The 22,517-nt window shown below is 68.8% G+C and carries 22 protein-coding genes and 1 riboswitch; of the genes, 15 read left to right on the top strand and 7 right to left on the bottom strand.

Going from position 1 to position 22,517, the window contains the following annotated elements; translation table 11 throughout:
• Positions 1-179 precede the first annotated feature (179 nt).
• Together DK26_RS25565 and DK26_RS29470 are read right to left on the bottom strand one after the other, a co-directional pair.
• Complete coding sequence (locus DK26_RS25565) at positions 180-1,106, bottom strand: hypothetical protein (protein ID WP_157089845.1); 927 nt, start codon at positions 1,104-1,106, stop codon at positions 180-182.
• Positions 1,107-1,156: 50 nt separating this feature from the next.
• Entirely contained in the window at positions 1,157-1,756 is a 600-nt protein-coding gene (locus DK26_RS29470) for an OmpA family protein (RefSeq protein WP_066478872.1), read from the bottom strand.
• A gap of 262 nt (positions 1,757-2,018) precedes the next feature.
• On the opposite strand from DK26_RS29470, the gene DK26_RS29465 reads away from it, so the two are divergent.
• Positions 2,019-3,038, top strand: a complete 1,020-nt coding sequence (locus DK26_RS29465; RefSeq protein WP_066478869.1) for a hypothetical protein — start codon at positions 2,019-2,021, stop codon at positions 3,036-3,038.
• A 31-nt stretch (positions 3,039-3,069) separates the two neighbouring features.
• Here the strand turns inward: DK26_RS29465 and DK26_RS25550 are convergent, their stop codons facing one another.
• Positions 3,070-3,561 (bottom strand): MarR family winged helix-turn-helix transcriptional regulator, encoded by a 492-nt coding sequence (locus DK26_RS25550; RefSeq protein ID WP_066478867.1) that lies wholly within the window; start codon positions 3,559-3,561, stop codon positions 3,070-3,072.
• A gap of 307 nt (positions 3,562-3,868) precedes the next feature.
• On the opposite strand from DK26_RS25550, the gene DK26_RS25545 reads away from it, so the two are divergent.
• The 3 genes from DK26_RS25545 to DK26_RS25535 all read left to right on the top strand — a co-directional run bounded on the left by DK26_RS25545 (position 3,869) and on the right by DK26_RS25535 (position 6,485).
• Complete coding sequence (locus DK26_RS25545; protein WP_066478865.1) at positions 3,869-4,723, top strand: ABC transporter ATP-binding protein; 855 nt, start codon at positions 3,869-3,871, stop codon at positions 4,721-4,723.
• Between the two features lie 4 nt (positions 4,724-4,727).
• The gene (locus DK26_RS25540; RefSeq protein WP_066478864.1) at positions 4,728-5,483 is read left to right on the top strand and encodes an ABC transporter permease subunit; all 756 of its coding nucleotides are present in this window, start codon (positions 4,728-4,730) and stop codon (positions 5,481-5,483) included.
• 63 nt (positions 5,484-5,546) lie between these two features.
• A complete protein-coding gene (locus DK26_RS25535) occupies positions 5,547-6,485 on the top strand; it encodes a LysR family transcriptional regulator (protein ID WP_349236338.1) in 939 nt (312 codons plus the stop codon).
• A gap of 15 nt (positions 6,486-6,500) precedes the next feature.
• Here DK26_RS25535 and DK26_RS25530 read toward each other — a convergent pair whose 3' ends face one another.
• Positions 6,501-7,472 (bottom strand): D-2-hydroxyacid dehydrogenase, encoded by a 972-nt coding sequence (locus DK26_RS25530; protein WP_066479058.1) that lies wholly within the window; start codon positions 7,470-7,472, stop codon positions 6,501-6,503.
• 193 nt (positions 7,473-7,665) lie between these two features.
• On the opposite strand from DK26_RS25530, the gene DK26_RS25525 reads away from it, so the two are divergent.
• The 4 genes from DK26_RS25525 (at position 7,666) to DK26_RS25510 (ending at position 11,598) form a co-directional block, all read left to right on the top strand.
• Positions 7,666-8,658, top strand: coding sequence for an ABC transporter substrate-binding protein (locus DK26_RS25525; protein WP_066478861.1), 993 nt, complete (start codon positions 7,666-7,668; stop codon positions 8,656-8,658).
• 105 nt (positions 8,659-8,763) lie between these two features.
• Positions 8,764-9,726 (top strand): ABC transporter substrate-binding protein, encoded by a 963-nt coding sequence (locus tag DK26_RS25520; protein WP_066478859.1) that lies wholly within the window; start codon positions 8,764-8,766, stop codon positions 9,724-9,726.
• 124 nt (positions 9,727-9,850) lie between these two features.
• On the top strand, positions 9,851-10,648 hold the full coding sequence (locus tag DK26_RS25515) for an ABC transporter permease subunit (protein WP_248310103.1): 798 nt from the start codon (positions 9,851-9,853) through the stop codon (positions 10,646-10,648).
• Positions 10,645-11,598: a DMT family transporter gene (locus DK26_RS25510; protein WP_066478857.1), complete on the top strand. Its 954-nt coding sequence runs from the start codon at positions 10,645-10,647 to the stop codon at positions 11,596-11,598. Before DK26_RS25515 ends, DK26_RS25510 begins: the two co-directional genes overlap by 4 nt.
• A gap of 1 nt (position 11,599) precedes the next feature.
• On the opposite strand, the gene cobD is transcribed toward DK26_RS25510, so the two are convergent.
• Positions 11,600-12,616 (bottom strand): threonine-phosphate decarboxylase CobD, encoded by a 1,017-nt coding sequence (cobD, locus tag DK26_RS25505; RefSeq protein WP_349236337.1) that lies wholly within the window; start codon positions 12,614-12,616, stop codon positions 11,600-11,602.
• Here cobD and cbiB point away from each other — a divergent pair.
• The gene (gene cbiB / locus DK26_RS25500; RefSeq protein ID WP_066478853.1) at positions 12,600-13,580 is read left to right on the top strand and encodes an adenosylcobinamide-phosphate synthase CbiB; all 981 of its coding nucleotides are present in this window, start codon (positions 12,600-12,602) and stop codon (positions 13,578-13,580) included. The two genes, cobD and cbiB, sit on opposite strands and share 17 nt — an antisense overlap.
• Positions 13,581-13,587: 7 nt before the next feature.
• Here the strand turns inward: cbiB and cobO are convergent, their stop codons facing one another.
• Positions 13,588-14,199 (bottom strand): cob(I)yrinic acid a,c-diamide adenosyltransferase, encoded by a 612-nt coding sequence (cobO, locus tag DK26_RS25495; protein WP_066478851.1) that lies wholly within the window; start codon positions 14,197-14,199, stop codon positions 13,588-13,590.
• Positions 14,200-14,211: 12 nt separating this feature from the next.
• Positions 14,212-14,724 (bottom strand): bifunctional adenosylcobinamide kinase/adenosylcobinamide-phosphate guanylyltransferase, encoded by a 513-nt coding sequence (gene cobU, locus DK26_RS25490; protein ID WP_066478849.1) that lies wholly within the window; start codon positions 14,722-14,724, stop codon positions 14,212-14,214.
• 123 nt (positions 14,725-14,847) lie between these two features.
• Positions 14,848-15,030: riboswitch (cobalamin riboswitch) on the top strand.
• Positions 15,031-15,067: 37 nt separating this feature from the next.
• On the opposite strand from cobU, the gene DK26_RS25485 reads away from it, so the two are divergent.
• From DK26_RS25485 to cobG, 6 genes are all read left to right on the top strand, one after another.
• The gene (locus DK26_RS25485) at positions 15,068-15,241 is read left to right on the top strand and encodes a CbtB domain-containing protein (RefSeq protein WP_066478848.1); all 174 of its coding nucleotides are present in this window, start codon (positions 15,068-15,070) and stop codon (positions 15,239-15,241) included.
• Between the two features lie 12 nt (positions 15,242-15,253).
• Positions 15,254-16,012, top strand: coding sequence for a CbtA family protein (locus tag DK26_RS25480; protein ID WP_066478846.1), 759 nt, complete (start codon positions 15,254-15,256; stop codon positions 16,010-16,012).
• A gap of 48 nt (positions 16,013-16,060) precedes the next feature.
• Positions 16,061-16,486, top strand: a complete 426-nt coding sequence (locus tag DK26_RS25475) for a DUF1636 domain-containing protein (RefSeq protein WP_066478845.1) — start codon at positions 16,061-16,063, stop codon at positions 16,484-16,486.
• Positions 16,483-17,532: a cobalamin biosynthesis protein CobW gene (gene cobW, locus DK26_RS25470; protein WP_066478844.1), complete on the top strand. Its 1,050-nt coding sequence runs from the start codon at positions 16,483-16,485 to the stop codon at positions 17,530-17,532. The genes DK26_RS25475 and cobW overlap by 4 nt, the downstream gene beginning before the upstream one ends.
• Positions 17,533-17,594: 62 nt before the next feature.
• Positions 17,595-21,233 (top strand): cobaltochelatase subunit CobN, encoded by a 3,639-nt coding sequence (gene cobN, locus DK26_RS25465; RefSeq protein WP_066478843.1) that lies wholly within the window; start codon positions 17,595-17,597, stop codon positions 21,231-21,233.
• Positions 21,230-22,516 carry a precorrin-3B synthase gene (cobG, locus tag DK26_RS25460; protein WP_066478840.1) on the top strand — a complete coding sequence of 429 codons (1,287 nt, stop codon included), beginning with the start codon at positions 21,230-21,232 and terminating at the stop codon, positions 22,514-22,516. The genes cobN and cobG overlap by 4 nt, the downstream gene beginning before the upstream one ends.
• Position 22,517: the final 1 nt, after the last annotated feature.

The raw sequence follows: 22,517 nt of genomic DNA, 5'->3' as shown, positions 1-22,517 counted from the left end.
TCCAGCATCGGACACGATCATCAGGAGCGGAAACCCAGCCCTTCCGCCTGCGCCGTCCACAATGCTAATTTCTGCCACATTTAAAATAACAAGCCACCCGGCACCTGTCGACCGGGTGGCATCTTCGTATAGCCGCGCCGGCAATAATGGTTACCCGGCCGCTATTTTCAGTCAAATTGTCAGCGGGTCGAGACCTTGCTCACGGTCAGGCGATTGCCGGCGAAGGTGATCTGCCCGTTGAGGCCGACCAGTTCCATCATCAGTCGGAAGTTGCGGGTCAGGCGCGCCGAGTCCGACGAGGTGCTGTAGAAGAAGTCGGCCGAGTTGCCGGTCATCCGCACGGTGCGGTGGCTGCGATAGCAACCCCAGCGCACGAACTCGCTCTCGATCCGGTCGACTTCAGAGGTCGTGAACTCGCGCAGCTGGATCTCGAAGTCGGTGGGCAGGTTGGCGCAGCCATCGCCCTGGGCCACGGCGACGCCACCGCCGACACCATCCTTGCCGCCACCGGCGGCGATGCCGGGCTGGCGAGCGAAGCCCTCGAGCTTCAGGGCAATGGCGGCGCCGAGATCTGTCGCCAGCACACGGGAATGGGTGCCGACGGTCTCGAGCAGGCATTCGGCGCCGCAGGGATTGGGCAGTGCCGGCAGCTGGAAGCCGCCGACCTCGAAGGCCGCGATGAACTGGCCGCTGCGCACGTTCAGCACGCGGCCGGCGATGCGGATCTCTGGGAAGCGGATGTCGGCGGCGACCGAGCGACGCGCCGAGGCATAGATCTGATAGACCACCATGGCGTCGATCGGCGTCGAGACCGAACGGGCGATCTCGATCAGTTCGGCGTCGCGGCGGCGGACACGGCCGGTCGGCGTGATGCCGAGCGCCAGGCTGGTCTCGTCATAGACCTGGAAACCGCGGGTGTTGAGATACTCCGAGAGCTGGAGCTGCACCCGGTTGAAGATGCGGTTGTTGCGCGGAACCGTATCGGGATCGGCGTCATCCGACATCACCAGGAGGTTGATGCGGGAATTGGTGGACTGGGCGCTGGCGGCGGCTGCGAAGGAAAGCAGCAGGGCGAAGCCGAGCATGAGACGCTTGAAGAAGGCCATGGTGGTTACCCCTGGAGGCAGGCGGTTGAAGCTGAAAGGCGACCGGCGCATCAGCCGGTGATGGCGATGACTTCGACGCGGCGATTGACCGGCGAGAAGGGATTGCGCGGATTGCGCAGCATGTCCGGACCGAAGCCATGGGCCTGCAGCCGGTTGCCGTCGACACCGCCATAACCCATCAGCCAGTTGGTGACCGAAGCCGCACGGTCCTGCGACAGGGCGACATTGTAATCATAGTCACCGTCCTGGCTGGTATGGCCGGCGATCAGGAAGCGCTGATCGGCCAGGATCGGATCGCGCAGTGCCACCGCCAGGCGCGCCAGGGCCTGCTGTGCGCCCGGGCGCAGGGCGGCGGAATCGTTGGCGAAGAAGACCGTGACCTCGACGCGACGGCTCAGATCGATCTCGATCTCCTGCACCACGCCGGAGGAGCGGGTACGGACGCGACGGGTGACCGGCGCACTGCGCCGGCCGGGGCTGCGGTCATGGGGGGCGAGCGAGCGCAGAATATTGGTGGCGGCCTGATCAGTCTGCGCCAGCGCGGGCACGGAGGCCAGCAAAGGCAGAGCCGCGAACAATCCGCCCAGTGTCCGGCGCGTCATGTTCTGATGAAGCTCGATGCTCTCGTGGTCATTATCTGCGATCTTCACGATCGGTTCCCCCGTGTTGCCTTGCCGTATAGTCATATTGCCTCGCCAGTGCCACGGCCAGCCCTTGGAGGGCCCGGCGCTGCAACGGCATTGCCCGAACCTTGCACGCTTCAGCTGCGTTTTCGCGAAGGCCGTGATTTTTCTCGACGAGGCAAGGCAAGAAGGTTTCGAATCGAGGGATCGCGGGCCGCGCCTGCGAAAGCAGCTCAAAGCCGGCCAAGGCCCCGGCAACGTGCTCGCCACTTTCATGAGGAGACCCGGAATGGGCTTCCAGACCGACATCGTCACCGCGATCCGCAGCGAGAGCCGCAAGTGCCTCGCCGTCGCCGCTCTCGCCATCCTCGTTTCGGCCGGCGCGGCGCTGGCCCAACCCGACCGCGACGGCGCCGCCGCCAGCCAGATGCCGAGCTTCACGGAGACGGCGCCCGCCGGCGCGCCGAAGATCGCGGAACGGCCGCAGTCGCTGCGCCTCGAATTCTCGGGCCGCACCATCACCGTCGGCGTCGTCCAGGCGGCCCGCGAGATCATGACGACGGGCGCGATCCCCTTCGCGTCGGGCAGCTGGGAGGTCACCTCCGAGGCGCAACGCGCCATCGGCCGCCTGCGCAACGAGTTCCGCGGCAATGTGCCGAAGGGCGCCCCCTTCGCCATCCTCGTATCCGGCGGCGACGAGGTCGTCAATTATCGCCGGGCCCGCGGCCTGCGCACCGCGCTGATCGAGCAGCAGCTCGAGGAAGCCGCCCAGATCATGATCGCCGCGCGCGCCGCCGGCGAAGGCCAGAGCGCCGATGACGGCAAGGCCCGCGTCGACCTCGTGCCACTCGACCCCAGCCGCTGCGGCGGCTGCGGCAACACGCCGTTCCGCACCGTCGCTCTCGACACCGGCGTCTCCAAGCTGGTTCGCGCCACCTCCGAGGATGTCATCGTCGCGGCTTCCTCGCCGAACAGCGCGGACAAGCAGAGCAACGAGGTCACCGCCGTGCCGCTTCCGGCGCCCCGGCCCCGCCTGAGCGAGGACCGGCCCGCCGCGGCTCCTGCCCCGGCGCCGCAGCGTGCCCGCGCCGCCCGCCCCGAAGCTCCCGCCCTCGCGATGCCTGCCGCTCCGTCGCGTCCGCTCGCCCGTACCGCGATGGTCGAGCGCGACAGCTACCAGGCGCCGAAGCGCCGGGCCATGCGCGGCCGCGCCGGCTGCCCGCTGCCGGACATCATCATCGACGACTATTATCCGGGCGGTCCGCTGGTCGGCTGCGACGGCTCCTATGGCCCGCGCCCGCGCTGGTGAATGAGATCGCGGTAGCTAAGGGCCGCCGCTTTCACTCCTCGGCCGAAGCCTGGTCGGTCCGGGTTTCGGCGAGATTGCGCTGGACCATGCCGAGATAGGCCAGGAAGCGCTCGCGATCCTCGGGGGAGAAGCCCTCCGTCGCCTTTTCGACGACGCCGACCGCTAGCGGCAGGAGCTGCGCCTTCAGCGCACGGCCCTTCGGTGTCAGCCAGACATGCAGCTTGCGGCGGTCGACGGCGTTGCGCTCGCGCACGACGAGGCCGCTCTTCTCCATGCTGGCGATGGCGCTCAGCGTCGTCGGCTCCATCGTGCCGATCCGGCGCGAGAGCTCGCGCTGGGTCAGCCCATCCTCCTGCCAGAGCACGCGCAGGAAGTACCACATGCCGAGGGTGACGCCGTGCGGCTCGATCCGCTCCTGCAGGTAACGCTGTGAGGCGCGGTGCGCCATGCGCAGCTGGTAGCCAACGCTGGTCGCAAGAGGCAGCTCCGGCTCGTCCCCGGCGCCGTCATTCGGTTCGGCCATGCGCGAATCGTCCCCGCGCGCGACATTGCGCCACCCAACTATAGCCGATGCGCCGGCGAGCGCCCATCTGGCCAGCCCCTCGTCAAAAGTTTGGCGAGGTCAACCAAGATAGTCTTGGACCCGCAGGCCCCACGCTCGCTAGGCTCCTTTCAAGATCGGCCGCCATTCGCCACGAGCGGCCACGAGGGGATGAAACGATGCCGCCGCTGCCGACGGCCACTGCCGCCATGCCGCTCCGGAGCCGTCCGCATCGGTGCAGGCGACTGGCGCCGCGATGACCGGCGAAACGCAAGGAGACGGGACGGAGATGGCTGCCTCGACTGCCAGGCTGCGACTGGCCTCGAGCCAGACGACCAACGACCTCGTCCTCGACGACGTCACCATGCGCTTCCAGACCCGGGAAGGCACGATCACAGCGGTCGACCGCGTCTCGTTGTCGATCGAGCGCGGCGAGTTCGTCTCGATCATCGGCCCGTCCGGCTGCGGCAAGTCGACCCTGTTCAACATCCTTGGAGGCTTGGTCAGCGGCTATGACGGCACGGTCTCGGTCGCCGGCGAAACGGTCAGCGGCCCGCATCCGGCGATCGGTATGGTGTTCCAGGAGGAATCGACCTTTCCCTGGCGCACGGTGATCGACAATGTCGCCTTTCCGCTCGAGGTGAAGGGCGTCGCCAAAGCCCAACGTTACGCGACCGCGCGCAAATTCATCGACATGGTCGGGCTCGCCGGCTTCGAGCAGCGCTACCCAGCCGAGCTTTCGGGCGGCATGCGCCAGCGCGTCGCCATTGCCCGCACCCTGGTGTTCGAGCCGAAGATCCTGCTGATGGACGAGCCCTTCGCGGCACTCGACGAGCAGACGAGGCTCCTGCTCGGCGACAAGGTTCTGAACATTCAGCAGGACCTCAAGCAGACCACCCTGCTGATCACCCATAACATCACCGAAGCTGTGCAGCTCTCCGACCGGGTGGTGATCATGAGCTTCCGGCCGGGCAAGGTGAAGCGCATCGTCGACATCCGGCTGCCACGGCCGCGGCGCGGCGACGTCGTCGGCAGCGATGCCTTCGGCCGCTATGTCGCCGAGATCTGGAACGATCTGCGCGAGGAAGCCTCCCGCGGCATGGCGGAATCGGAAAAGGGCGCGCTCGGGCGCGCAGAGCGCTGACGCCGTGTTCCTGACCCGCATCCCGCCCATCGCCTTCGGCCTCGCCACGCTCGGCCTCGTCCTCGGCGCGGTCGAGATTCTGCTGCGCCTGCAGATCCTGAACCAATTCGTCATACCGCTGCCCTCGGCGGTGTTCGGCAGCTTCGGGCGCCTGTTCAGCGAGGAGGAACTGGCGCGGCGGCTGCTGCTCACCGGCGCGGAAGCACTGACCGCGAGCGTGCTGGTCGCGATCGTCGGCATCGGCCTCGGCATGCTGCTCTACCGCTTCCGAACCTTGAGGCTGGCGACCGAGCCCTGGGTCGCGGCCGTGGCCGCGGCGCCGATCGTGCTCGCCTATCCGCTCTTCCTGGTGATCTTCGGGCGCAGCGCCGCGACCATCGTCGCCATGGGCTTCGTCGCCGGCCTCGGCCCGGTGATCCTGAAGACGCTGGAAGGGCTGAACGGCGTCAGAAAGAGCCTGATCAATGTCGGGCGCAGCTATAACCTGACGCCCGCGCAGCAATTCCGCATGATCCTGCTGCCGGCGGCGGTGCCGACCATCTTCGTTGGTGTGCGGCTCGGACTTATCTTCGCGCTGATCAACCTGATCGGCGTCGAGTTCCTGATCAATTTCGGCGGACTCGGCCAGCTGATCAACGATCTCGCCGAGCGTTACGACCTGCCCGGCATGTTCGCGACGATCATCTTCGTGATCCTGGTCAGCGTCGTGATCTTCGCCGGGCTGGAGCGGATGGAGCGCTGGTTCCGGCCGGTGCAATAGCCGCGCCGGCACGGGCTTGTTGGCGCCTGTTGCAGGCAGCATAGTGCCTGCGCCGCCAACGCTATCCGGGAGGTCCCGATCAATCTCCGCCAGCTCCGCTACTTCGTCAGGATCGCCGAGGTCGGCAACATCACGCGGGCGGCAGAACAGCTCAATGTCGCGCAGCCGGCGCTGGGCCTGCAGATCCGCCAGCTCGAACAGGACCTGAAGACGGAGCTGCTGCTGCGGCATTCGCGCGGCGTCGTGCTGACTGCGGCCGGAAAGCTCCTGCTCGAACGGGCGACACGCATCCTGCAGGATGTCGAGGAGGCGCGCCGCGACGTGCGCGCGCTATCCGGCAGCGAGCAGGAAACGCTGGTCCTCGGTCTGACTCCGAGCATCATGCTGCAGATCGGACCCGATCTTCTGGTCGACGCCAAGAACGAGATTCCGGCCGTCTCGCTCAGCCTCGTCGAGGAACTGAGCCATGTCCTCGTCCAGGAACTGGAGCGCGGCGAGGTCAACATCGCCTTCGCCTATGGCGTCGAGGAACGGCCGGGCATCGAGCGCCGTCCGATCCTGGAGGAGGAGCTGCTCTTCGCCACCGCGCCCGGCCCCGAGCCGATGCCGGAGACGATCACACTCGCCGAGGCGCTGAGCCACGAGCTCGTCCAGGCGGGCGAGCGCGATCAGGTCCAGAAGCTGCTGAAGCAGGCGGCCGAGCGCTTCGCGCTGCCTCTGAGCATCCTCTACGAGGCGCAATCGATACCGGCGATGCGCACGCTGGTGGTGCGCGGCGCGGCCGCCAGCATCATGCCCTATGGCACCGCGATCGAGGAACTCAAGGCGGGCAAGCTGATCGGCCGGCGCATCGTCGACCAGCCGATCAAGCGCACCCTCTACCTCGTACGCGCCGCCGGCGGCCAGGCCTCGCGCCAGAACGAGGCGATGGAGCGCTTCCTCGGCACGGTGACCGAGCACCTGCTGGAGTCGCTCGGGCCGCTCGCGAGGCGCATCGGCTGATCCGGGCGCCTTCCCTTAGACGACCTGATTGAAAAGCTGCGCCTCGCCGCGTTCGAGCCGGCCGAGATTGTCGAGCAGCATGTCGACGATATTGCGCTCATAGGCGCGCGTCTCGCCGGCGCTGTGCGGCGTGACCAGCGCATTGGGTAGGGCCCAGAGCGGCGACTCCGCCGGCAGTGGCTCCTCGTAAACGCAATCGATGCCGGCGCCCGCGATGCGGCCCGAAGCCAGAGCCGCGATCAGCGCAGCCTCGTCGACGACGCGGCCGCGCGCGACATTGATCAGGAAGGCCGAGGGCTTCATTGCCGCGAGCGCGGTGGCATCGATCAGCCCCTCTGTTTCCGGCGTCAGCGGGCAGGTCAGCGCGACGATGTCCGCCGCAGCGAGCACGCTCGCGAGCTCGGCAGGCGGCACGATCTTCTCGATGCCCGGTTCGCTACCGCCACGCCGACGCACGCCGATGACGCGCATGCCGAAGGCACCGGCGAGGGCAGAGAGCCGCAGGCCGATGCGGCCGAGGCCGACCACGACCAGCGTCTTGCCGCCGAGCTCGTCCTCGCGGCGCGACCGGTCGCCGATCATCGGCCGCCAGAAGCGCTGGGCCTGGTTGTCGCGCGCGAGATGGAGCTGGCGCGCCAGCGCCAGGATCAGCGACATTGCGTGCTCGGCGACGGCGCGCTCATTGCTGCCCTGGCCGCTGGCGAGCCGGATGCCGCCGGCGGTTAGGCGCTGCTTGTCGAACTGGTCGGTGCCGGCGCTGACCGACTGGATGAAGCGCAGCTTGCCGGCAAGATCGAGCATCTCGTTGCGCCAGAGCCCGGAGACGACAAGCACATCGGCCTCATGCGCCCTCGCCTTCAGCTCGTCGACGGTGCGGACCTCGAAGCTCGTCGCCTGCCCGTTCCGTGCCAGATATTCGTCGCGGAGCTGATAAGCGGCATGGGCGAAGCCGATGGTCAGGGCATTCTGCTTCGGCCAGGGCTGCATGGCGTCTTCTCCGGGAATCAGAATCGGGAACAGGCTGCGACGATAGCCTGCGATGCCGCACCCGTCGCCTTCGCTCCCTGCCATATCGGCAGCGTCTCCCAGACAGCCAGCGGAAGTCTTTGTCGGCCCCGGTGCCCGGCGGCATTCTGGCGAAAATGGCGGGGCGCTCGCGTCGCCCGCCCGGGAGGATGGATTGTCGAAACTGTGCCTCTCCGTCGCCATCGGCGACTATGACCGCAACCGCCCGCTGATCGACGGCGCGGTGCAGATCGACGGCGTCGACCCCGTGTTCATGACGCTGGCGCCGGAGGAAATCTTCTTCCGTGCCTTCCGCCATGCCGAGTTCGATGTCTGCGAGGCCTCGCTGTCGAGCTTCACGGTCAAGACGGCGCAGGGCACCAACCCTTATGTCGGCGTGCCGGCCTTCCTTTCCCGGGCCTTCCGGCATACCGGCATCCTCGTGCGCAAGGACCGCGGCATCGAGAAGCCCGAAGACCTGAAGGGACGGCGCATCGGCTGCCCGGAATACCAACTGACCGCCTGCGTCTGGATCCGCGACATGCTGGAGCAGGACTATGGCGTGAAGCCCTCCGACGTGATCTGGGTGCGCGGCGGCATCGAGCAGCCGGGCCGGCCCGAGAAGATCAAGGTCGAGCTGCCGGCCGATATCCGCGTCGAGCAGGCGCCGGAGGACCGCTCGCTCAATGCCATGCTGATGGCCGGCGAGATCGACGGCTTCATCGGGCCGCGCGCGCCGTCCTGCTTCGACGAGGGCCACCCGCAGGTCGGGCGCCTGTTCCCCGATCCGACGGCTGCCGCCGGCGACTATTACCGCCGCACCGGCATCTTCCCGATCATGCACGTGCTCGGGGTGCGCAAGACCATCGCCGAGGCGCAGCCCTGGCTGCCGGCGGCCCTACTCAAGGCCTTCGAGCAATCCAAGAAGCTGGCGCTGGTCAGGCTCTCCGACACCTCGGCGACCAAGATCACCCTGCCCTTCGTCGAGGAGCAGCTGCAAGGCGCGCGCGCGCTGCTCGGAGAGGACTTCTGGTCCTATGGCGTTGCGCCGAACCGGCATGTGCTGGATGCTTTCCTCAAGGCCCACCACCGGCAAGGCCTGTCTGCGCGGCAGCTTCGCATCGAGGAGCTGTTCCATCCCGCAACGCTGGAGGGGTTCAAGATCTGATTTCGCATGCGGCGCTCGCGCTCGCAGGCCGCCGACAGAGCGGTGAGCGCGAGAGCCGATCCAAATAAAGAGCACCGCCCGACGGTGCGACAGAGGGAGGACGACATGACCAAGATCAGGCAATTAGGGCTGGCATTGGCCGCCTTCGGCCTCGTGGCCGGCATGGCCCTGCCGGCTGCGGCGCAGGACAAGCTCAAGCTCGCCATCGGCCAGCGCGGCAACTGGGACACCTCGGTCTCCGAGGTCGGCACCAGGCTCGGCATCTTCAAGAAGCACGGGCTCGAGCTCGAAATGCTCTACACTCAGGGCGGCGGCGAGACCCAGCAGGCGGTGCTCTCCAACAGCGTCGACATCGGCGTCGCGGTCGGCATCATGGGCGCGCTCGGCGCCTATTCGAAGGGCGCGCCGATCCGGATCATCGGTGCCGAGACCACCGGCGGCCAGGACCTGTTCTGGTACGTGAAGGCGGATTCGCCGATCAAGACGTTGAAGGATTTCGAGGGCAAGACCGTCGCCTACTCGACGAACGGCTCGTCGACCCATGGCGTGGTCAACGCCTACATCAAGGAAAACAACATCAAGCCGCGCCCGACCGCGACCGGCGGCCCGGCGGCGACGCTGACGCAGGTGATGTCCGGCCAGATCGATGTCGGCTGGTCGGCGCCGCCCTTCGGCCTGCAGCAGCTCGACAAGGGCGAGATCCGCGTCATCGCTACCGGCAACGACACCCAGGCCTTCAAGAGCCAGACGGTGCGGCTGCTCGTCACCAACACCGCGACGATGCAGGCGAAGAAGCCGGTGATCGAGCGCTTCATGAAGGCCTATCGTGAGACCGTCGACGCCATGTATTCCGACCCGGCGGCGCTGAAGCACTATGCCGATTTCGTCGGCATCCCCGAGACCATCGCCAAGCGCGTCCGCGACGATTTCTTCCCGAAGGCGGCGATCGACCCCGACAAGATCGTCGGCCTGGAAACCATCGTTCCCGACGCGGTGACACTGAAATACACCGCGCAGCCGCTGACCAAGGAACAGCTGTCCGAGCTGATCCAGATCCCGCCGCGCTGATGAGGTCCCGGCGGCAGCAAGCCTTCTGCGTCATTCCGACCGCTGCGAAACAGCGCAGCGCCGGAATGACGGAGATGTCGATCGAACCGATCCGACAGCAGGAAGACTGGAGATTGGGCTCCCCATGACGATGACGGCCACGACGCCAATCTCGCCCGCGAACGCCGCCAACAGCGAAGCGCGCGCCGTGCTGATGACGCGCCTCGCCATCATCGGAACCGTGCTGCTGCTCTGGGAGGCGATGGCGCAGTCCGGCCTGCTCTACAAGGACGTCGTGCCCTCGCTGACCCGTATCCTGCGCGAGCTCGGCCTCGTCCTGCTCGACCGGCGCTTCTATGCCGATCTTGGCGTCACCGCCGGCGAGGTCGCGCTGGCGACCCTGATCGGCGGAGGGGCCGGCATCCTGACCGGCATGGCGCTCGGGCGCAGCCGCTTCCTGGCGCAGGCCTATGAGCCCTTCCTGCACTATCTCGGGCCGACCCCGAAGATCATCTTCTTCCCGATCCTGATCATGTGGTTCGGCGTCGGTCCCGGCTCGAAGGTGGCGATGGGCGCGCTCTCCTGCTTCTTCCCGGTCGCCATCAGCGTCGCCGGCGGCATGCGCGAGATCGACAAGGTGCTGATCCGCGTCGGACTGAGCTTCCGCCTGACCTCCCTGCAGATGGTCTCGAAGGTCTATCTCCCGGCGATGCGGGCGCCGGTGATCAACGGCATCAGGATCGGCCTCGGCGTCGCCATCATCGGCACCTTGCTGGCCGAGACCAAGCTCGCCAATCAGGGCCTCGGCTATGCCGTGATCCAGACCTATGCGACCTTCAACATGCCGAAGATGTACGCACTGCTGCTGATCGTCTTCATGCTGGCCGTCGGCATCAATGTCTGGCTCGGCCGCTATACGGAACTGCGGACGGTGAAGGCTTGACCACGACATCGGCCAAGACCGCTACTGCAGGGACCGTCCCTGCCGGGAGCCCGGCGATCCCGGCCTCGGCCTGGTGGCTGGCGGCGCTGCCGCCGCTGTTCTTTTCCGGCAACTTCCTGTTCGCCCGGGCGATGCGGGACGCGATCCCGCCGTTCCAGATGTCGTTCTGGCGCTGGGCGGTGGCGCTCGTGATCCTGCTGCCCTTCTGCCTGCCGGCGATCCGGGCGCAATGGCCGCGCATCCGGACGAACCTGCCCTTCCTCGCTCTGCTCGGCGCGGTCGGCGTCACCGCCTTCAACTGCTTCGTCTACGCGGCGCTGCATCACACCACCGTGGTCAACGCCGCGCTGGTCAACTCGCTCCTGCCGATCGCGACCTTCCTGCTCGCCTTCCTGATCCTGAAGCAAAAGCTGGCACCCAGGCAGATCCTCGGCATCGCGGTCTCGCTCGCAGGCGCGGCTGTGGTGATCGCTCGCGGCGATGTTACGGCGCTGCGCAGCTTCTCGCCCAATCCCGGCGACCTGCTCGTGCTTGCAGGCATGAGCTTCTGGGCACTCTACACGGTGCTGATCCGCTGGCGGCCGCTCGGGCTCGAGCCGATGGCGCTGCTCGGCGTCACCGTCGCCTTCGGCGTCCTGTTCCACCTGCCGCTCGTCGCCTGGGAGTACCGGAGCCTCGGCGGCTTCACGCTGGACGCCGCCAGCGCCGGGACGATCCTCTATCTCGCGATCTTCCCCTCGATCCTGGCCTATATCTTCTGGAACCGTTCGGTCGCGGTGCTCGGCCCCGGCCGGACCGGCATGTTCATGCATCTCTTGCCGATCTTCAGCGCCATTCTCGCCACGCTCTTCCTCGGCGAGAGGCTCGCGCTCTATCACGCGCTCGGCTTCGCGCTCGTCGTCGTCGGCATAGTGATCGTGACGCGACCGCCAGCGGCGAAGCCGGCCTGAATCAGGCAAGCACCTCGGTCAGCCGCGCCCAGCCCGCCTCATCGCCCGGCAGACCGAAGCGCAGGCGGGACGGATCGGACTGGAAACGCCTGACATAGATGCCGGCCCGCCCGAGCCGCGCAAACAGCTCCGGTGCATCCGGGGTCTCCAGCAAGCGATAGAGCGCGGTGCCACCGACGACCCGCCCACGCCTGGCGAGCAAAGCGTCGAGCCGGCGCGCATCCTCGCCGCGCGCCCGCTCCTGCGCTGTGAGCCAGCCGGCATCGCCGAGCGCCTGCGCACCGATTTCGAGTGCGGGGCCCGCCACGGCCCAGGGGCCGAGCATGCCGCACAGCGCCTCGACATGCCTCGCCTCGCCGATCGCGAAGCCGAGCCGTAGGCCCGCCAGCCCATAGGCCTTGCCGAATGAACGCAGCACCAGCGCTGCCGGCGGCAGCGCCGGGACGAGGCTGAAGCCGGGCTGGAAATCGGCGAAGGCCTCGTCGATCACCAGCAGGCCGCCGCAAGCCGCAAGCTCCGCCGCCAGGGCCGTCAGCGCCGCAAGGCCGATGGCGCGGCCGTCGGGATTGTTGGGATTGACCACGACCACGACATCGGCCGCACCGGCCTCGGCGAGATCGGCGATCTCGCGGACCTCGCAGCCGGCCTTGCGCCAGGCCAGCGCATGCTCGCCATAGGTCGGGCCGAGCACCGCGACGCGTGCCTGCGGGACGAGGCGCGGCAAGAGCTCGATCAGGATCTGCGTGCCGGGGGCCGCGACCACGCCGCTTTCCGGCCGAACGCGATAGGCGGCGCGTGCGGCCGTCAGCAACGCCGCCTCCGCGCGCGCACCCGGCAGGCGCTGCCACAGGCTTAACGGCAGCTCCGGAAGCGGATAGGGGAAGGGGTTGATACCGGTCGAGAGATCGATCCAGGGCTCCGGCGCATCGGGAAACAGCGCCTTGGCCGTGGCGAGATCGCCGCCATGCCAGATCGCCTCTCCCGCTCCAAGCCCATCCGCCATGATCTTCCCCGACACCTTGCCGCTGCTGCTCGCCGCCCTGCTGATCGAAGCGGCGCTGGGCTATCCCGCGCGCTTGTACGCATGGATCGGCCATCCCGTCACCTGGATCGGCGCGCTGATCGCGCGCCTCGACCGCGGGCTGAACCGCGAGAGCGCCGCCTTTGCCGCAAGGCGCCTCGCCGGCCTCTTCGCGCTCGCTATCCTGCTCTGCGTGACGCTGGCGGCGAGCCTCGCTTTGCTCTGGCTCTGCAGCCTCGCGGGCGCCTTCGCGCTGCTGCCGCTCGCTTTGCTCGCCTCGACCTTGCTGGCGCAGCGCAGCCTGCACGAACATGTCGCCGCCGTTGCCGAAGGCCTTGAAAACGGTGGACTGCCGGGCGGACGCAAGGCGGTTTCGATGATCGTCGGGCGCGATCCGGAAAGCCTCGACGAGGCCGGCGTGGCGCGCGCCGCGATCGAGAGCCTGTCCGAAAATTTCTCCGATGGGATCGTCGCGCCGGCCTTCTGGCTCGGCATGGGCGGCCTGACGGGCGCGGTGCTCTACAAAGCGATCAACACCGCGGATTCGATGATCGGGCATAAATCGCCGCGTCATCTCGCCTTCGGCTGGGCGGCGGCCCGGCTCGACGATCTCGTCAACCTGCCGGCCTCGCGGCTGACCGCCCTAATGCTAGTCGGAGCGGCGGCGCTCGACCGGCAGGCCGATGCCTCCGCCGCCTGGCGCGCCGTGCGCCGCGATGCGAGGCGACACCGCTCGCCCAATGCCGGCTGGCCGGAGGCGGCGATGGCCGGAGCGCTCGGCCTCAGGCTCGCCGGGCCGCGCGTCTATGGCGCCGTCAGGGTCGAGGATGGCTGGATGGGCGATGGACGGGCCGAGGCGACGGCAGCCGATATCAGGCGGGCGCTCGGGCTCTACCGGAAGTCTTGCCTGCTGCTCTGGGGGCTGGCGGGGCTCGGCAGCCTCGCAGTGCTGGCTGCCTGAGCGGCGCTCAGAACTCGATCCCTTCCTGCGCCTTCACGCCGGCGGCGAAATGGTGCTTCACCAGCGTCATTTCGGTTACGAGGTCGGCGGCCTCGATCAGTTCGGGTTTGGCGTTGCGGCCGGTGACGACGATGTGGAGATCGGGTCGGCGCGCCTGAAGGATCGCCACGACCTCGGCGAGCGGCAGATAATCGTAGCGCAGCGCGATGTTGAGCTCGTCCAGCACCAGCAGCCGGATGCTCTCGTCGGCCATCAGCTCCCTGGCCTTCTCGAAGGCACGGGTCGCGGCGGCGATGTCGCGGGCCTTGTCCTGCGTCTCCCAGGTGAAGCCTTCGCCCATGGAATGCCAGGAGACCTGATCGCCGAAGGCGTCGAGCGCCTTGCGCTCGCCGGTCGACCAGGCGCCCTTGATGAACTGGACGACGCCGATGCGCCAGCCATGGCCGAGTGCGCGCAGGATCAGGCCGAAGGCGGCGGTCGACTTGCCCTTGCCGGGGCCCGTATTGACGATCAGCAGGCCCTTCTCCAGCGTCTTGCCGGCGACCTCGGCATCCTGGACCGCCTTGCGCTTCTCCATCTTCGCCTTGTGGCGGGCGGCGTCGCCGTCATCGATCGTCATGGCTTTTCTCTGCTACTTCACCTGCATCGGCAGACCGGCGACCATGAAGACCACGCGGTCGGCCTGCGCCGCAAGCCGCTGGTGCAACCGCCCCGCCTCGTCGCGGAAACGACGGGCGAGCGCATTCTCCGGCACGATGCCGAGGCCGACCTCGTTCGACACCAGCACGATCGGCCCCTGCGCCTCACGGCAGGCAGCCATGAGCTCGCCGGTCGCGATGGAGACGTCGCGCTCGGCCAGGATGAGATTGGTCAGCCAGAGCGTCAGGCAATCGACCAGCACGGGCTGCCCCGGCGGGGCCGCACGCAGCGCCTCCGGGAGCGCCATCGGCGCATCGACCGTCCGCCAGTCCTGCGAGCGGCGGGCGCGATGCTCGGCGATGCGGGCGCGCATCTCGTCGTCATAGGCCTGGGCGGTGGCGATGTAGACCCAGGGCGCCGGCAGGGCCTCGACCAGCGCCTCGGCATGCCGGCTCTTGCCGGAGCGGGCGCCGCCGAGGACGAGGGTGAGCGGAAGAAGAGTCATGCTTGCGGTCTCCGCATCATGCTCAGGCTCGCCCCGAGCATCTCGTTCAGGAGTTTCCCGGCTCTCCGCATTAGCTCCGGCCGTGAATGACGCTGCCCTGCATTGCACAGCGCCGGCCGGATGGCTAATGATCGTGGCGACGGTGCCTCGGAGACGAGGTGAAAAGGGAACGCGGTGCGATACCGCGGCTGCCCCCGCAACTGTAAGCGGCGCGTCCTGTGCCATCGGCCACTGGGTTTCCCCGGGAAGGCGGAGCAGGACATCAAGCCGCGAGCCAGGAGACCTGCCGTCTTTCGATGTCGTCCAACAGGCTGCCGGTGGGGTGGCCAGGAAGTGAAGCAAGATGAATACGGCTACCGTCACCAGCCAGGCCAGCGTCTCCGAGCGCGCGAAAGCCGTCGCCGCCGCGCTGATCCTCGGCTTCGTCCTGGTCTACACCGTCGGCTTCGCGGCCTCCGCGAATGTCCACAACGCGGCGCATGACGCCCGCCACGGCCTCGCCTTCCCCTGCCACTGACGGGGAAGCATCATGGTCACACGTGTTCTCACGGTCAGTCTTCTGGCCGGGCTTCTGGCTGGGCTGCTGATCTCGGCGCTCCAGCACGTCACCACGACGCCGCTGATCCTCAAGGCGGAAACCTATGAGGCGGCGCTCCGCGCGCAGCCGGCGCCGATGCAAGCCGCCTTCAACGGCGAAGCCCGCATCCATCTCGCGCACGGCCCGGCCGCGCATGGCGACAAGGGAGTTGGAGACGAGCATGAATGGAAGCCGCAGGACGGCTTCCAGCGCACCGCCTTCACCAGCCTGGTGACGATCGGCACCGCGATCGGTTTCGCCGCCTTGCTGCTCGCTGGCATGATCGCGGTCAATGAGCGGATCGATGAACGCCGGGCACTGGCCTGGGCCGTCTGCGGCTTCCTCGCCTTCGGGCTCGCCCCGGCGATGGGGCTCGCGCCGGAACTGCCTGGCGCCGCCGCTGCCGAATTGCAGCACCGGCAGCTCTGGTGGCTGATGACCGCCGCCGTCACCGCGGGAGCACTTTTCGTCTTCCTGCGGGTCGAGGCCTCCTGGGCAAGGGCGCTCGCCGTGCTCGCCTTGCTGCTGCCGCATCTGATCGGTGCGCCGCATCCGGCCGCGCCGGAGAGCAGGGTCCCGGCCGAGATCGCGGCGCATTTCGCGGCGCTCTCGCTCGCCATCCAGGCCGCGCTCTGGCTCGCCACCGGCTTCGCCGTCGGCGTGCTCTGGCCCTGGGCCGCGCGCCGCAGCGCCGCCACCGCGGCAGCCTGACGCCTCGCGCGGCCGGAAGCGGCCGCGCCAGCCCAAGGAAGTATTCTCATGCTCGAAGGCGATCTCGCCCTCGCGACGGATGCCCGGCAAGAGCCGGGCTGCACCATCCATGTCTGCACCGTCTGCCGGCGCCAGCGCGAGGATTTGCCGGAGGGCTACGACCAGCCCGGTATCGCGCTCGCGGCGGCGCTCGGCGAACGCATGGCCGGGAGCGGCATCGCCGTCATCCCGGTCGAATGCCTCGCCGTCTGCAAGCGGCCCTGCACCATCGCGCTCGCGGCCGATGGCAAATGGACCTATCTGATCGGTGACCTCGACACCGACAGCCATCTCGACGAGATCGCCGGCGCGGCGGAGAGCTTTGCCGCCAGCGCCAACGGTATCGTTCCCTGGAAAGAAAGACCCGCCTCGTTCCGCAAGGGCGTGGTCGCGCGCGTGCCACCTCTGCCGCGCCAACAAGGATCAAGCGAATGAACGCTCCGCAGAACCCCGCGCTCGGCAAGGTGCCGTGCACGATCATCACCGGCTTCCTCGGCGCCGGGAAGACAACCCTCGTCCGCCATCTCCTCGAGAATGCCGGCGGCAAGCGCCTCGCCGTGCTCGTCAACGAATTCGGCGATCTCGGCTTCGACGGCTCCTTCATCGCCGGCTGCGGCATCGAGGGCTGCTCGGAGGAGGACATCGTCGAACTGCCGAATGGCTGCATCTGCTGCACCGTCGCCGATGATTTCGTGCCGGCGCTGGAGAAGCTGCTCGACCGGCCGAACCCGCCACAGCACATCCTGATCGAGACCTCGGGCCTGGCTCTGCCGAAGCCGCTGGTCCAAGCCTTCAACTGGCCGGCGATCCGCAGCCGCGTCACCGTCGATGGCGTGATCGCCGTGGTCGACGGGCCGGCGGTCGCCGAAGGCCAGTTCGCCGATGATCCCGAAGCCCTGAAGGCCCAGGCGGCTCAGGACCAGTCAGTCGACCACGACAACCCGCTGGAAGAGGTCTTCGAGGACCAGATCCTCTGCGCCGACCTGATCTTGCTCAACAAGAGCGACCTCGTCGATGCGGAAGGGCGCGAGCGCGTCAAGGCCGAGATCGCCGAGCATCTGCCCAAGGCGATCAAGGTGGTCGAGACCGCCCATGGCAAGGTCGAGCCCGCCCTGATCATCGGCCTGGGCGCCGCCGCCGAAGCCGATCTTGCGGCGCGTCCCTCGCATCATGGCGAGGGCGAGGACCACGACCATGACGATTTCGACAGCGTCGCCCTGCCGCTAGCGGAGGCCGCCTCGCCGGAGGAGCTGGTCGCCCGCCTCGCCAAGGCCGCCGAGGCCGAGGGCGTGCTACGCCTGAAGGGATTTGCCGCCGTCCCCGGCAAGCGGATGCGGCTCGTGGTGCAAGGTGTCGGCCGGCGCATCGGCCACCATTACGACCGGGCCTGGGAGGCTGACGAGGCCCGTGACGGCCGGCTCGTCGTCATCGGCCTCAAGGGGTTCGACCGGCAGGCCGTGGAAGCCGCCCTCAAGGGCTGATATCGACGCTGGCCGGCAGGCTTCCTTGAGCCTTCCGGCCAGCGTGTTCAGAAAGTGATGCGATGCATCTGCTTCCGACCAGCGAGGTGAGGCTCGACGACGGCGAGGACGCCGTCGACCTGGCCCTGCCGTCGGGCGATGTCGTCCTGCTTTCCTTCAGCGACAGCGATCTATCGGCGGTAGTGACGGCCTGTTCGTCATGGTCGGGCTTGTCCCGACCATCCACGTCTTCCTTTGGCGAGACCAGTGCTCAAGACGTGGATGCTCGCCGCAAGGGCGAGCATGACGGAGAAGGCGCGGCACTCACGCTTCGCCTCGTGCCGCTGCGGCGCTTCAAGCATCCGCTCTCGATCGACCTGCTGATCGAAAAGACGCTGAAGCGCTCGCGTTTCGTGCTGCTGCGCTGCCTTGGCGGACTCGACAGCTGGCGCTACGGGATCGAGCAGGTCGGCACCACCTGCCGGCAGAAGGGCGTGGCGCTCGCCGTGCTGCCCGGCGACGACCGCGAGGATGAACGGCTTTCCGGATACGGCACGGTGCCGCCGGATTTCGCAGCCACGCTGCTCGGCTATTTCCGGGCCGGTGGCGGCTCCGAGAACATGCGGCGGCTGCTGAGGCGCATCAACGATTATCTGCAAGCGCAGCGCGACCCCTCATCCCCCTGCCGGGACCTTCTCCCGCAAGGGGAGAAGGGAGCTGATGCCGCCGCCTCGTCCTTCTCCCCTTGCGGGAGAAGGTGGCTCGGCGAAGCCGGGACGGATGAGGGGTCACGCGACACATCCAATGCCTCCCCCGTCCCGCTCCCGCCGATCTTCGCCCTCGGCCCCAACGCCGCCCCCCTGCCCTGCCGCGAGGCGCTCGCCGCCTTGCCGGCCGACGCGCCTCTCGTCCCCGTGCTCGTCTATCGCTCCGGCGTCGCCGCCGGCGACACCGCCATGGTCGAGGCGATCGTGGCGGCCCTCGCCGCGCGCGGCCTCGCCCCGCTTCCGCTCGCCCTGACCAGCCTCAAGGACGAGGCCGTCGCGGCCGAGCTCGCCGAACTGATCTCGGCACGCAAGCCGGCGCTGATCGTCACCACCACCGCCTTCTCGGCCCGCGAAGGCGAAGGCTTCGTGCTCGACGCGGCCGATTGCCCGATCCTGCAGGCTGTCCCGGTCGGCAGCGCGCGCGAAGCCTGGGAAGCCTCGCCGCGCGGGCTTTCCGCCGCCGACCTCGCCATGCAGGCGGCGCTGCCGGAATTCGACGGCAGGCTCGGCGCGATCCCTGTCGCCTTCAAGCAGGAGATCGCCGATCCCGCGACCGGCCTCAGCCTGCGCCGCCTCGCGCCCGATGCGGACGGCGTCGCCGCGCTCGCTGATCTCGCCGCCAACTGGGCTGCACTCGGAAGCAAGCCGGCCGGCGAGCGGCGGCTCGCTTTGGTGATGTCGGACTATCCCGCACGCGGCGGCCGCGCCGGCTTCGCCGTCGGCCTCGACACGCCGGCGAGCGCTCTGGCGATCCGGGAATTGCTGGCGGGGGCGGGCTATGACGTCGCCCGCGACGTGCTTACTGCCCTCAGCCCTCTTCCTGAGGAGCCGCGCAGCGGCGTCTCGAAGGAAGGTCCAGTCCCCTCTGGCACATCCTTAGAGACACGGCCATCGGCCGCTCCTCAGGACGAGGGCTGGCGGTTGATGTCCGCCCTCACCGAAGGCCCCGCCGACTTCTCCGTTCCGCTCGCCGCTTATCGCGCCTGGCTGGTCGCCATTCCGGCGGCCGCCCGCGACGCCGTTCTCGCCAGCCATGGCGCACCCGAGGCCGACCCATCCTGCGACGGCGACGCCTTCCGCTTCTGCATGCTGCGCTTCGGCAAGCTTTCCATTGCGCTGCAGCCGGCCCGCGACACGACGCCCGACCGCAAGGCGCGCTATCACGACCCGGATGCGCCGCCGAGCCACGCCTATCTCGCCTTCTATCTCGGATTGCGGGAGGTCGAGCGGGCCGATGCCCTGATCCATCTCGGCACCCACGGCACGACGGAATGGCTGCCCGGCAAGGCGGTGGCGCTCTCTCGCTCCTGCTGGCCCCGCCTCGCCATCGGCGCGCTGCCGGTGATCTACCCTTATGTCGTCGACGATCCCGGCGAAGCCGCACCGGCCAAGCGCCGGCTTTCGGCCCTGACGCTCGGCCATCTGCCGCCGCCGCTCGCGGCGAGCGAGGCCTCCGGCGAGGCGGCCCTGCTGCGCGACCTTGTCGAGGAATATGCACAGGCGCAGGTGCTCGATCCGCGCCGCGCCGCTATCGTGGCGCGCGAGATCCTCGACCGGGCGCAGGCGAGCGGGCTCGCCGCCGCCTGCGGCGTCACGGCCGACCAGGACATGCCGAGCGCGCTCGCGGCGCTCGACGCGCATCTCTGCGACCTCGCCGAGATGCAGTTCCGCGACGGTCTACACGTCTTCGGCAGCTCGGAAGCCGATCCGGAATCGGCTGCGAACGAGCGTCGCAACCTGCTGAAGGCGCTCGCTGCCCGCTTCGTGCCGCCCGGCCCGGCCGGGGCGCCGCAGCGTGGCCGGCCGGACGTACTGCCGACCGGACGCAACCTCTCGACGCTCGATCCACGCGCCGTGCCGACACGCGCCGCCGCCAGATTGGGAACGCTGGCGGCCGAGGCCGTGGTCGCACGCCATCTGCAGGAGCAGGGCGACTATCCGCGCCGCATCGTCATGGATCTCTGGGCCTCGCCTACCCTGCGTTCCGGCGGTGAAGACATCGCGCATGCGCTCCATCTGATGGGCGTGGCGCCGATCTGGGACCATGGCTCGACCCGCGTAACCGGGTTTGCGATCACACCGCAGGCCAAGCTCGCGCAGCCGCGGCTCGACGTGACGATCCGCATTTCCGGCGCCTTCCGGGATACGTTTCCGGCGCAGATCGCCTTGCTCGACGCCGCCGCCAGGGCTGTCGCGGCGCTCGACGAGCCCGACGAGTGGAACGAGCCCGCCGCCGCGCGCCGGCGCGGCGAGGCCGGCGCCCGAATCTTCGGCGCAGCGCCCGGCCGCTATGGCGCCGCCATGGCCGACCGGGCGCTCGATGGCGACTGGCGTTCGCGCGACGAACTCGGCAAGGCCTATCTCGCCGCCAGCGGCCATGCCTATGGCGGCGCGGACGGAGCCGGGCGGCCCGATGCCGGCTTCGCGGCGCGGGTCACGGGCGCCGATGCCTTCATCCATGCCAGCGACACGGCCGGGCGCGACATACTGGAGGCGACGAGCGCTGCCGATGCGATCGGCGGCTTCGTCGCGGCGATGCAGGCGCTCGGCGGGGAGGCCGTGACCTACAGCCTCGACACCTCCGATCCGCAGGCGCCGAAGACGCGGACGCTCGCCGAGGATGTCTCGCGCATCGTCCATGGCAGGCTCTGCCATCCCCGCTGGATCGGGGGCCATCTCGCCCATGGCTGGCGCGGCGCGGCCGAACTCGCCGAGGCGGTCGATGCGCTCTTCGTCTACGCGGCGAGCACGGACGCCGTCTCCGACGCCCTGTTCGATGCGGTGTTCCAGGCCTATTGCGGCGATCCGGCCGTTTGGCGAGCCCTGGAGGAGGCCAATGCGCCGGCCGCCGCCTCGATCCGCTCGCGCCTCGCCGAGGCGCAGGCGCGCGGGCTCTGGCGCAGCCGTCTGAATTCCGCGGCGCTGCTCGCAGCCGAGCAGGAGGCCGCAGAATGAGCCTGCCCGCCCCCGAAACCATGCGACGCGGCTGGTGCCCCGGCACCTTGCGGCCGATGCAGACCGGCGATGGCTGGCTGGTGCGGCTCCACCCGCCGCGGGGAGCGCTTTCACCGACACAGCTCGCATTCGTCGGGGCGCTGGCGGCCCGCCATGGCAACGGCCAGATCGAGATTTCGGGACGCGGCAATCTCCAGCTGCGCGGCGTGCGCGAAGAAGCGCATCCGGTTCTGGTCGCAGAGCTGCTGAACGCCGGGCTGGTCGACGAAGCGATGGGGGACGGGCCGCACAGGCTGGTGCTCGCTTCGCCGCTCGCCGGCCGCGAAGCAGGCGAACTGCTCGATGCTGCCGGTCTCGCCGCAGCTATCGAAGGCGCCGGCCGCGGCGTCGCGGGACTGCCGGCCAAGTTCTCGATCGTGGTCGATGGCGGCGGCGCGCTCGCCCTCGACAATTTTTCGGCCGATCTGCGCTTGCGCGCCGTCGCTACCGACGCCGTTGTCTTCGGCCTACCGGGCGGGCTCTGGTTCGGGCCGATCGCCCCGGATAGCGCGCCTGCGATCGCCGCGATGCTGCTCGCCGGCTTCGCTGCCGAGGAGCGCGTAAAGCGCGGCGAGGTCCGGCGGATGCGCGAGCTCGACGACATGGCGCTGAGTGCGCTCGCCAGCGGCCTCACGCCGATGCCGGCCCCGGCGCCACGCCCATCCCCTGCCCCAGTCGGGATCATGGCCGAGCGGGACGGGCGTTTCGCCGTCCTCGCCGCCCTGCCCTTCGGCCGCAGCGATGCCACAGGCTTTTCGCCGCTCGCGGGTCTCGCCGAGCGTTTCGCGGTCGAAGAGATACGGCTCTCTCCCTGGCGCGGTCTCGGCTTCTGCGGACTTTCGCGCGCTGTCGCCGGGGAGCTCGCCGTAGCCCTCGCGAAGGAAGGTCTCGTGCTCTCCCCACGCGATCCGCGCCTGCCCGTTTCGGCCTGTGCCGGCGCACCAGCCTGCGACCGCGCGGCCGCGGCAACGCTCGCCGATGCCGCGACTTTGTCGGAAGTGCTCGCGCCCCTGCTGGCGGACGGGCTGACGCTGCATGTCTCGGGCTGCGTCAAATCCTGTGCTCGCCAGGGGGCCGCCGATCTCACCCTCCTGGCCGGCGAGACCGGCTACGACGTCATCCTCGCCGGCGGCACCCGTGACAGGCCGATCGCACATCTGACGCTGCCGGAACTTGTGCGCCGGCTCGAACCGGGTCAGGACATCCGCGCGCAGCTCATGGCCGCGCCGCACCACCAGGAATGAA

Source organism: Allobosea sp. WAO (assembly GCF_001509835.1).
GTDB lineage: Bacteria > Pseudomonadota > Alphaproteobacteria > Rhizobiales > Beijerinckiaceae > Allobosea.
This window is presented reverse-complemented; position numbering and strand designations above follow the sequence as displayed.